We start from the raw sequence: 9,804 nt of genomic DNA on the forward strand, positions 1-9,804 counted from the left end.
CGGCCAGGCCCAGCGCCGTCCAGGACAGGAAGTACAGCACGTCGCGGGCGCCCACGGCGCCCCGCGCGAAGCGGGCGAAGTGCTCGGGCAGCGACAGGCCGCTGGCCAGCGGCGCCAGCGCGCGCGGCAGGTACGGCTCCAGGTTGCCGGCGGTGAACAGCAGCGTCAGGAAGGCGAACGACAGGATGTAGCTGACGATCTGGTACGGCTGCAGCGTCGAGAAGAACACGCCCCAGGACGCCATCAGGGCCGCGACCAGGGACAGCCCCAGCAGCGCCGCCGCCATGGCGCCGGCGTCGGGCGCCGCGAAGCTGGTGAGCACCAGCAGGTCGGCGCTGGCCGCGGCCAGCAGCAGCAGCCCCAGCAGCCAGGCCGCGGCGAACTTGCCCAGCACCCACGTCGGCTCGGCCACGGGGTACGTCATCACCAGACCGTAGCGCCCGGAGCGGTACTCCTCGGCGAAGAGGCGCATCGTGATCGCCGGCATGACGAACATCAGGAACAGGGTCATGCTCGTGACCAGCGGCTGCACGACGCCGGCCGCGAGGGTGAAGCCCTCGCGCACGCTCTGGCCGGAGGTCAGGGCCGAGCGCGACAGCGCGTCGTACTCCAGCAGGATGTTGACGAAGGAGATCCCCGACAGCAGCAGGAAGGCGATCGCCGCCGTCGGCGACATGGCGCTGCGCAGGAAGGAGCCGGACTCGCGGCGGGCGATGGCCCGCAGCGCCCGCTTCACGGTGTCTCCGCGGCGCGGCCGCGCGCGGCGCCGGTCAGCCGCAGGTACAGCGCCTCGAGGTCGCCGGCGGCGGCGAGGTCGTCCGGCCCCGCCTCGGCGACGAGCCGGCCGCGGTCGACGATCAGGACCCGGCTGCAGGTGCGCGCGATCTCGCCGAGGATGTGGCTGCTGACCAGCACGGTCCGCTCGCCCCGGAAACCCAGGATCAACTCGCGGATCTCGACGATCTGCGAGGGGTCCAGGCCGGAGGTGGGCTCGTCGAGGATCAGGATCTCGGGGTCCCCGACCAGGGCCTGGGCGAGACCCGCGCGCTGCCGGTAGCCCTTCGACAGGTTGCCGACCAGGCGGCTGCGCACCTCGCCGACGCCGGTGCGCTCGACGACCGCGTCGAGGTGCGCCGACAGGCCTGCCGTCGGCACGGCCTTCAGTTCGGCCGTGTAGCGCAGCAGCTCGTCCACCGTGGCGTCGGGATAGAGCGGGACGTTCTCGGGCATGAAGCCCAGGCGGCGGCGCACCTCGTCCGGCGACTCGGTCACGTCGAAGCCGGCCACCCGGGCGCTCCCCCCGGTCGGCGGCAGGGTGCAGGTGAGGATGCGCATGGTCGTGGTCTTGCCGGCGCCGTTGGGGCCGACGAAGCCCACGATCTCGCCCTTTTCCACGCGGAAGGTGAGGCCGGCGAGGGCCTGGACGCTGCCGAAGGTCCTGGTCAGTCCGGCGGCCTCGATCATCGCGCTCCCGTCAATCGATGCACCAGCGCAGCAGCGTGGCGCCCCAGGTGAAGCCGGCGCCGAAGCTGACCAGCACCACGTGGTCGCCCTTCTTCACGCGGCCCTCGTTGCAGGCCACCTTCAGGGCCGAGGGGATGCTCGCCGAGGTGGTGTTGCCGAAGCGGTCGATGGTCACGGCCACCTTCTCGTCGGGCAGGCCCAGCCGCTTCTGCGCGGCCTCCATGATGCGGATGTTGGCCTGGTGGGGCACGAGCAGTTGAATGTCCGCGGGGGTCAGGTGGTTCCGCTGCACGATCTCCAGGGCGACGTCGGCCATGCCGCGCACGGCGAAGCGGTAGACCTCCTTCCCCTCCTGGTAGATGTGGTGCAGGCCGTCGCGGACGGTCTGCTCGCTGGCCGGGTTCAGGCTGCCGCCGGCCTTCATGTTGAGGTGCTTGCCCCCCGCGCCGTCGACGTAGTGGACCGCGTCGACGATGCCGCCCAGGGCCGGGTCGACGGCCTGCACGACGGCCGCGCCCGCGCCGTCGCCGAACAGGATGCAGGTGTTGCGGTCCTTCCAGTCGACGATGCTGCTCATGACCTCAGTGCCGATCACCAGGGCCGTCTTGACCGCGCCGGTCTGGACCTGCGCGCGGGCGGCCTGCAGGGCGAAGATGAAGCCGCTGCAGGCGGCGCTGATGTCGTAGCCCCAGGCCCGCTTCGCGCCGATCAGGTCCTGGATGACGCAGGCCGTCGAAGGGAACATCATGTCCGGCGTGACGGTCGGCACCAGGATCAGGTCCACGTCCGCGGGGGTCAGGCCGGCGTGGGCCAGGGCCTCGCGCGCCGCCAGCGCGCCGTGGTGCGAGGCGGGCACGCCGCGCTCGACGATCCGGCGCTCGCGGATGCCGGTCCGCTCGACGATCCAGGCGTCATCGGTCTCGACCATCTTCTCGAGGTCGGCGTTGGTCAGCCGCCGCTCGGGGAAGCTCATGCCCAGGCCGGTGATGCCCGCGGTCAGCAGGGTCGGTGCGCTCATCGATGGTTCCTTTGTTGGCGCGGTGCGGGCGCCGTCCCGCAGCGGAGGCGTTCGCGCAGGACGGGCTCGCGGCCCGTCCGCTGCAATGCAAAGCTTTCGCGGGCTCCCTGTCAACCCCGGCGTGGCCACGCGATGCCGCGGGGGACGCAACCCGGGCGCCTCCTGCGCCCGGGATGCTTGGCTTACGGGTCCCGGCGCCCTCCTGGCGCCGGGACCCTTCAGACACCCCCGCGGCAGCGCGCGGCCACGCTTGCGCACAGGGGGCTCGCTCGCAAAGAAGGCCGATACATGCGATGAGGCCCCTGGACGATGGTCCAGGGGCCTCGTAGTGCATTCATCGGTACGTCGGGGTCAGCCCTCGAGCGGGGGCTTCGCCGCGCTGCGCGGCTTGTGCGGGACCTCGCCGGTGACCAGCTCGAGGATCGCCATGTCCGCGTTGTCGCCGCGGCGGGGGCCGTCCATCTTCAGGACGCGCGTGTAGCCGCCGGGGCGGTCGGCGTAGCGGGGGCCCAGCACGTCGAACAGCTTCTGCAGGACCACCGGGTCGGTGAGCTTGCGGGCCGCCATGCGCCGCGAGTTGAGATCGCCGGCCTTGGCGTAGGTGATCAGCCGCTCGGCGACGGAACGGGCTTCCTTCGCCTTCTCGGTGGTGGTCTGGATCCGCTCGTGGCGGAGCAGCTCCGTCACCATGTTGCGGAACATCATCTTGCGGTGGCTGGCGGTGCGGCCGAATTTCCGCCCTCTGACGCTGTGGCGCATGATTTCTTCCTTTTGTCCACCGGCCGGGGCCGGGCCTGGTCGGTTCTCTTACGCGTCCCGGTTGCCGGGCCGGACCTTTTCGCAGATCTCCGGCTCGAACGTCATGCCGAAGGCGAGGTCCATGCCTTCCAGGATCTCGGTGATCTCGTTCAGGCTCTTGCGCCCGAAGTTGCGGAACTTGAGCATCTCCTGCTCGCTCTTGGTCACCAGGTCGAAGAGGGTCAGGATCTTGCCGGCCTTCAGGCAGTTCGCCGAACGGACGGACAGTTCCAGCTCCTCGACGTTGCGCGACAGCAGCTCGACCAGGCGCTCCTGCTCCTCGTCGATGTCGTCGCCGCGGGCGTCGATGGGGCCCTCGTCGAAGTTGATGAAGAGCTGGAAGTGGTCCTTCAGGATCTTCGACGCGAAGGCGATGGCGTCCTCGGGACGCACGCTGCCGTCGGTGGTGATGCCCAGGACCAGCTTCTCGTAGTCGGTGCGCTGGCCGACGCGCGTGTCCTCGACCCGGTAGCTGACCTTGGTCACGGGCGAGAAGTTGGCGTCCAGCCGGATCACGCCGATGACCTCGTCCGGCACCTGGTGCTGCTCGCGCTCGACGTAGCCGCGGCCGGTATCGACGTAGATCTTGCCCTTGAAGCTGCCCGGCTCGGTGATCGTGCAGATCACGTGGTCGGGGTTGAAGACCGACAGCTCGGGGTGGCCGCTGATCATGCCGGCGGTCACCGGCCCGAGCTTCGAGGACGAGACGGTGGCCCAGTGCGCCGGCGCGTCGCACAGGTTGAACACGACCTGCTTGAGGTTCAGCACGATGTCGGTCATGTCCTCGAGCACGAACGGCAGCGTGCTGAGCTCGTGCTTGACGCCGTCGATCTGCACGGCCGTGATGCTGTGGCCGTGGATCGAGGACAGCAGGGTGCGCCGCAGCGCCGTGCCGAGCGTATGGGCGAAACCCCGCTCCAGGGGGGCGATCACGAGCTCGGCGTAGGACGCCGTCTGGGTCTCTTTCACGATCTGGACGCCCTCGGGCATCAGCATGTTGATCCACTTCATAGCCTGGTTCATCCCCCCTGCCAGCGGGTACGGCCGCGCCGTCCGGCGGCGCGGCGTGTCGGTCGAACGACGATCGCCCCGGTTACATCCGGCGGCGCTTGGACGGGCGGCAACCGTTGTGCGGGATGCGCGTCACGTCCTTGACGCGCGTCACGTCGAGCCCTTCGGCCTTCAGGGTGCGGATGGCGGCCTCGCGTCCGGAACCGGGTCCGCGGACCCAGATCTCGACCTTGCGCATGCCGTTGTTGAGCACTTCCTGGGCGCAGAACTTGGCGGCCAGCTGGGCGGCGAACGCCGTCGACTTGCGGCTGCCCTTGTAGCGGCCCTGGTGCCCGCCGGACGACCAGGTGATCACGTTGCCACCCATGTCGCTCATCGTGATGATCGTGTTGTTGAAGCTCGACTTCACATGGGCCACGCCATGGATCTCCAGCTTCTTCTTGACCTTGCGGCCCTTACGCTTGTCCTTGGGACCAGCCACTCTCGCTTACCTCCTGCAGACTACTTCTTCTTCGCGCCGGGACGGGTCTTCGGGCCCTTGCGGGTCCGGGCGTTGTTCTTGGTATTCTGGCCGCGGCAGGGCAGCTTGCGCCGGTGGCGCAACCCGCGATAGCTGCCGATGTCCATCAACCGCTGGATGTTCATGCTGATCTCGGTCCGCAGCGTACCTTCGACCTGGTAGTCCTTGTCGATGATGCCGATGATGCGACGGGTGTCGTCCTCGGAAAGATCGCGGGTCTTGGTCTCGGGGCTGATGCTCGCCTTCTCGCAGATCTTGCGCGCGCGGTGCGGCCCGATCCCGTAGATGTACGTCAGGGAGGTGCTGATCCTCTTCTCATTGGGGATGTCAACACCGGAGATTCGTGCCACCTCGGCTCCTTTCGTCTTCCTCGCCCGCGGCGCTGCGGCCGTTTGCCGCCCGCGCCCCGGTCACGCTCAGCCCTGTCGCTGGTTGTGGCGTCGGTTCTCGCAGATCACCCTCACCACGCCTTCGCGGCGGATGATCTTGCACTTGTCGCAGATCTTCTTCACGGACGTGCGGACCTTCATGACGTCTCCTCCGCGCCCGAGCGGGGCGCCTACTTGTACCGGTACGTGATCCGACCGCGCGTCAGGTCGTAGGGCGAAAGCTCGACGGTCACCTTGTCGCCGGGCAGGATGCGGATGAAGTGCATGCGCATCTTCCCGGACACGTGAGCCAGCACGACGTGCTTGTTCTCCAGCTCCACCCTGAACATCGCGTTCGGCAACGCCTCGACGACGGTACCCTCGACTGTGATTCCCTCTTCCTTGGCCATGGTCGACTCCCGTCGGCGGCGGACTCCCCCGCGCTCAGCGCAGGGTCAGCACCCGGGGCCCGTCCGCCGTGACGGCCACCGTGTGCTCGAAATGGGCGGACAGTCGGCGGTCCGCGGTCGCGATGGTCCACCCGTCGGCCGCCGTGACGACCTGCTTGGCGCCCGCGTTGATCATCGGCTCGATCGCCAGCACCAGTCCCGCCTCCAGCACGGGGTCCGGCAGCGCGCGGCTCCGGAAGTTGGGCACCTGCGGCTCCTCGTGCAGCCGCCGCCCGATCCCGTGGCCGACCAGGGTCTCGACCACCGAGAAGCCCCCGGCGTGGGCGTGGTCCTCGACCGCGGCGCCCAGGTCCGAGATCCGCTTGCCCGGCCGCGTCTGCGCGATCGCGAGCTCCAGGCATTCCCGGGTCGTCCGCAGCAGCCGCTCCGCCTCTTCGCTCACGCGGCCCACGGCGAAGGTCTCGGCCGAGTCGGAGTGCCAGCCGTCGCGGATCAGACCGCAGTCCACCCCGACGATGTCCCCGTCGCGCAGCGCGCGCGGCCCGGGGATGCCGTGCACCACTTCCTCGTTCACCGAGATGCAGCAGGTCGCCGGGAACCCGTTGTATCCCTTGAAGGAGGGGATGCAGCCCGCCTCCGCGATCAGCCGCTCGGCCAGGGCGTCGATCTCGGCGGTGGTCACGCCGGGCCCGACGATCATCCCCAGCTCCCGGAACACCTCCGCCAGCACGGCGCCGCTGGCCGCCATCTTCTCGATCTCCGCCGGCGACTTGAGCCTAGCTCGCTGCTTCGAGGACACCGGCGATCCTTTGGGTCACGTCGTTCGGCGACCCCAGCCCGTCGATCCGCTCGAAGCGGTACCGCGCCGCCAGGACGTCCTTCGCCGGCCGGGTCTTCTCGCGGAAGACCATGAGCCGGTTGCGCACCGTCTCCGGGCGGTCGTCCTCGCGCATGGCCAGGTGGCCGTCGCAGACCCGGCAGTCGTCGCCCTCGACGGCCGCCCCGGCGGCGGTCACGTGGCCGCAGGTGCTGCAGGTCAACCGGCCCGAGAGCCGCCGCACGATCTCCTCGTCCGGCACGTGGATCTCCAGCACGATCGGCTCGTCCGCTCCCAGCTCGGCCACCAGGGCGATCAGGCCCTCGGCCTGGGGGGCCGTGCGCGGGAAGCCGTCCAGCAGCCAGCCCGAGCTTCCGGCCGGCACTTCCGCGAGCGTCTCGCGGATCAGCACCATCATCAGGTCGTCGGGCACCAGCTGCCCGGCTTTCAGGATCGCCGCGGTCTGGCGCACCAGATCCGGGTTGCCGGCGGTGCCGTCCGGGCCGAACCCGTCCCGGACGCAGGCCCTCAGGATGGCGCCGGTGGAGACGTGCCACAGCCCGCGGCTGCCGGCCAGGCGCTCGGCCTGCGTCCCCTTCCCCACGCCGGGAGGGCCCAGAAACACCACGTTCAGCGCCAAGGCGCCTACCTCCTGGCCCGCAGCCTGCCCTTGGACATGAAGCCGTCGTAGTGGCGCATGACCAGGTGCGACTCGATCTGCTGCAGCGTGTCCAGCGCGACGCCCACGACGATCAGCAGGCCGGTGCCGCCGAAGTAGAAGGGCACGTTCAGCAGGCGGATCATCATGTCGGGCATGATCGCGATCACCGCCAGGAAGAACGCGCCGGGCAGGGTGACGCGGGTCAGGACCCGGTCGATGTACTGCGCGGTGTGCTTCCCGGCGCGCACGCCGGGGATGAACCCGCTGTTCTTCTTCATGTTGTCGGCCAGATCCACGGGGTTCAGGATCACGGCGGTATAGAAGTAGGTGAACAGGATGATCAGCGCCGAGTACGAGATGTAGTACACCGCGTGCCCGGGCGAGAAGATCGTGGTCAGCGTGTTCACGAACGCATTGTCGCCGAAGAACGAGCTCAGCGTCCCGGGGAACATGATGATCGACTGGGCGAAGATGATGGGGATCACGCCGGCGGTGTTGACCCGCAGCGGGATGTGGGTGTTGGCCCCGCCGTAGACGCGCCGGCCGACGATCTTCTTCGCGTACTGGACCGGGATGCGGCGCTGCCCCTGCGTGATGGCGATGATCCCGGCGATGACCGCGACCATGAAGACCACCACGAGCAGGCCCACGGCCACGTGCAGGCCGCCGGTGCGCAGCTGCTGGAACGTGTTCAGGACGTCGGTCGGGTAGCGGGCGATGATGCCGATGAAGATGATCAGCGAGATCCCGTTGCCGATGCCCCGCTCGGTGATCTGCTCGCCGAGCCACATCACGAACATGGTGCCGGTGGTCAGCGTCAGCATCGTCACCAGCTTGAAGCCCAGGCCGGGCGTCTGGACCACGCCCAGGCGCTCCAGGGTGAAGCTCACGCCGAAGGACTGGATGATGGCCAGGCCGAGGGTGCCCCAGCGCGTGTACTGGTTGATCTTCTTGCGGCCCTCCTCGCCCTCCTTCGCCAGCTTCTCGAAGTAGGGCACGACCGCCTGCATGAGCTGCAGGATGATCGAGGCGCTGATGTAGGGCATGATGCCCAGCGAAAAGACCGTCGCCTGGCTGAGGTTGCCGCCGGCGAACAGGTCGTAGAGGCCCACGAGCGTGCCCTGCTGGCCCTCGAAGACCTGCTTGATGGCGTCGAGGTCGATGCCGGGCGTGGTGATGTGCCCGCCCAGGCGGTAGACCACCAGGATCAGGGTGGTGAAGAGGATGCGCCTCTTCAGCTCCGGGATCCTGAACATGCTCTGGTAGCTGCCGGTGATGTTCAACTCGCCGCTCCCTTTGCGTCAGACTCCGTCGTTCCGGCTCACTCGGACGTCTCGACCGACTCGACCGTGGCCTCCGCGGCCCCCGCGACGACGTAGACCTTGCCGCCGGCCGCCGCGACCGCGTCGATCGCGCTCTGGCTGGCCCGGTCCACCCTGATCGTGAGGTTCTTCGTCGTCAGCTCGCCGCGGGCCAGCAGCTTGACCGGACGGTCGGCGTGCTTGACCAGGCCGGCGTCGGCCAGGACGGCGGCGTCGATCTCGAAGCCCTCCGCGTAGCGGTTCAGCATCTCGAGGTTCACGACCTGGTAGGTCTGACGGAAGATGTTCGTGAAACCGCGCTTGGGCAGCCGCCGGTTCAGGGGCATCTGGCCGCCCTCGAACCAGGCCGGGATGCCGCCGCCGGCGCGGGCCTTCTGGCCCTTGTGCCCGCGGCCGCCGGTCTTGCCCTGGCCGGACGCGGGGCCGCGGCCCCGGCGCTTGCGATCCTTGGTGGCGCCCTGCGGCGCGCCCAGGTTGTTCAGCTTGATCATGCCTACTTCACCTCTTCGACTCGGAGCAGGTGGCAAACCTTGTTCACCATGCCGCGGATCGTGGGAGTGTCCTCGTGCTCGACGACCGCCTGGTGGTGGTGCAGCCCCAGCGCCTCGATGATCCGGCGGTGCTTGGGGGGGCGCCCCGAGGCGCTGCGGATCTGGGTGATCTTCAGCTTACTCATCGGTGGCCGCCTCTCCGGTCGTCGGCGTCTCGGCGGGAGCCTCGGGAGCCGCGGGCGCCGCCTCGGCGGGCTGGCGCGGGCCGCGGACCAGGCCGAAGACCTCGGAGACCGAGATGCCGCGCTTGGCGGCGATCTCCTCGACGGAACGCAGCTGGTCCAACCCGTCCATGGTGGCCTTCCACACGTTGTGCGGGTTGCGCGAACCCAGCTGCTTGGTCAGGACGTTCTTGATGCCGGCGGCCTCGAGGATCGCGCGCACGCCGCCGGCGGCGATGACGCCGGTACCCGCGGCCGCGGGCTTGAGCATCACGTGGCTCGACCCGAACCGACCCACCACCGCGTAGGGGATGGTGTTGTTCAGGATCGGCACGGAGATCTGCCCGGCGCGGGCGGATTCCGAGGCCTTGCGGATGGCGTCCGCGATCTCGTTGGCCTTGCCCAGCGACACGCCGACCTTGCCCTTGCCGTCGCCCACCGCGACGATCGCGTTGAAGCTGAAGCGGCGTCCGCCCTTGACCACCTTCGCCACGCGGTTGATGGCGATGACGGTCTCGGTCATGTCGCTCGTCTCCCGCTCGCGCTCGCGTCCGCGGGGGGGACGCCCGTCGCGCCGGGGGCCGAAGCCGTCGCGGCCGCCCGGGCCGCCCGGTCCGCCGGGTCCGCCGGGTCGGCTACCCCGACGTCCCGGACCTCCACCCGCGAACTGCACGAACATCCTCGGGATCCCCTTCAGTTTGCC

At 69.3% G+C, this 9,804-nt stretch carries 14 protein-coding genes and 1 pseudogene; all 15 read right to left on the minus strand.

What is annotated here, in order from left to right; translation table 11 throughout:
• Nucleotides 1–736, minus strand: a 736-nt coding sequence (locus Q7W29_14510) for a hypothetical protein (protein ID MDO9173034.1), incomplete at its 3' end; no start/stop codon positions are given.
• A complete protein-coding gene (locus Q7W29_14515) occupies nt 733–1,464 on the minus strand; it encodes an ABC transporter ATP-binding protein (GenBank protein MDO9173035.1) in 732 nt (243 codons plus the stop codon). The genes Q7W29_14510 and Q7W29_14515, both read right to left, overlap by 4 nt.
• Nucleotides 1,465–1,474: 10 nt before the next feature.
• Entirely contained in the window at nt 1,475–2,482 is a 1,008-nt protein-coding gene (locus Q7W29_14520; GenBank protein ID MDO9173036.1) for a beta-ketoacyl-ACP synthase III, read from the minus strand.
• Nucleotides 2,483–2,833: 351 nt separating this feature from the next.
• Nucleotides 2,834–3,241: a 50S ribosomal protein L17 gene (rplQ, locus tag Q7W29_14525; protein MDO9173037.1), complete on the minus strand. Its 408-nt coding sequence runs from the start codon at nt 3,239–3,241 to the stop codon at nt 2,834–2,836.
• Nucleotides 3,242–3,289: 48 nt separating this feature from the next.
• Nucleotides 3,290–4,291 carry a DNA-directed RNA polymerase subunit alpha gene (locus tag Q7W29_14530; protein MDO9173038.1) on the minus strand — a complete coding sequence of 334 codons (1,002 nt, stop codon included), beginning with the start codon at nt 4,289–4,291 and terminating at the stop codon, nt 3,290–3,292.
• An 82-nt stretch (nt 4,292–4,373) separates the two neighbouring features.
• Nucleotides 4,374–4,772, minus strand: a complete 399-nt coding sequence (gene rpsK / locus Q7W29_14535; GenBank protein ID MDO9173039.1) for a 30S ribosomal protein S11 — start codon at nt 4,770–4,772, stop codon at nt 4,374–4,376.
• Between the two features lie 20 nt (nt 4,773–4,792).
• A complete protein-coding gene (gene rpsM, locus Q7W29_14540) occupies nt 4,793–5,161 on the minus strand; it encodes a 30S ribosomal protein S13 (GenBank protein ID MDO9173040.1) in 369 nt (122 codons plus the stop codon).
• Between the two features lie 66 nt (nt 5,162–5,227).
• Nucleotides 5,228–5,341, minus strand: coding sequence for a 50S ribosomal protein L36 (gene rpmJ / locus Q7W29_14545; GenBank protein MDO9173041.1), 114 nt, complete (start codon nt 5,339–5,341; stop codon nt 5,228–5,230).
• A 29-nt stretch (nt 5,342–5,370) separates the two neighbouring features.
• The gene (infA, locus tag Q7W29_14550) at nt 5,371–5,589 is read right to left on the minus strand and encodes a translation initiation factor IF-1 (protein ID MDO9173042.1); all 219 of its coding nucleotides are present in this window, start codon (nt 5,587–5,589) and stop codon (nt 5,371–5,373) included.
• 34 nt (nt 5,590–5,623) lie between these two features.
• Complete coding sequence (map, locus tag Q7W29_14555) at nt 5,624–6,388, minus strand: type I methionyl aminopeptidase (protein ID MDO9173043.1); 765 nt, start codon at nt 6,386–6,388, stop codon at nt 5,624–5,626.
• Nucleotides 6,366–7,046 (minus strand): adenylate kinase, encoded by a 681-nt coding sequence (locus Q7W29_14560; GenBank protein MDO9173044.1) that lies wholly within the window; start codon nt 7,044–7,046, stop codon nt 6,366–6,368. The genes map and Q7W29_14560 overlap by 23 nt, the downstream gene beginning before the upstream one ends.
• A gap of 5 nt (nt 7,047–7,051) precedes the next feature.
• Entirely contained in the window at nt 7,052–8,344 is a 1,293-nt protein-coding gene (gene secY, locus Q7W29_14565; GenBank protein ID MDO9173045.1) for a preprotein translocase subunit SecY, read from the minus strand.
• A 44-nt stretch (nt 8,345–8,388) separates the two neighbouring features.
• Nucleotides 8,389–8,877, minus strand: coding sequence for a 50S ribosomal protein L15 (gene rplO / locus Q7W29_14570; protein MDO9173046.1), 489 nt, complete (start codon nt 8,875–8,877; stop codon nt 8,389–8,391).
• Between the two features lie 5 nt (nt 8,878–8,882).
• Entirely contained in the window at nt 8,883–9,065 is a 183-nt protein-coding gene (gene rpmD, locus Q7W29_14575; protein MDO9173047.1) for a 50S ribosomal protein L30, read from the minus strand.
• A 91-nt stretch (nt 9,066–9,156) separates the two neighbouring features.
• Nucleotides 9,157–9,624 (minus strand): annotated as a pseudogene (gene rpsE, locus Q7W29_14580) (30S ribosomal protein S5).
• Nucleotides 9,625–9,804 lie beyond the last annotated feature (180 nt).

This window comes from bacterium (assembly GCA_030654305.1).
Classification (GTDB): domain Bacteria; phylum Krumholzibacteriota; class Krumholzibacteriia; order LZORAL124-64-63; family LZORAL124-64-63; genus PNOJ01.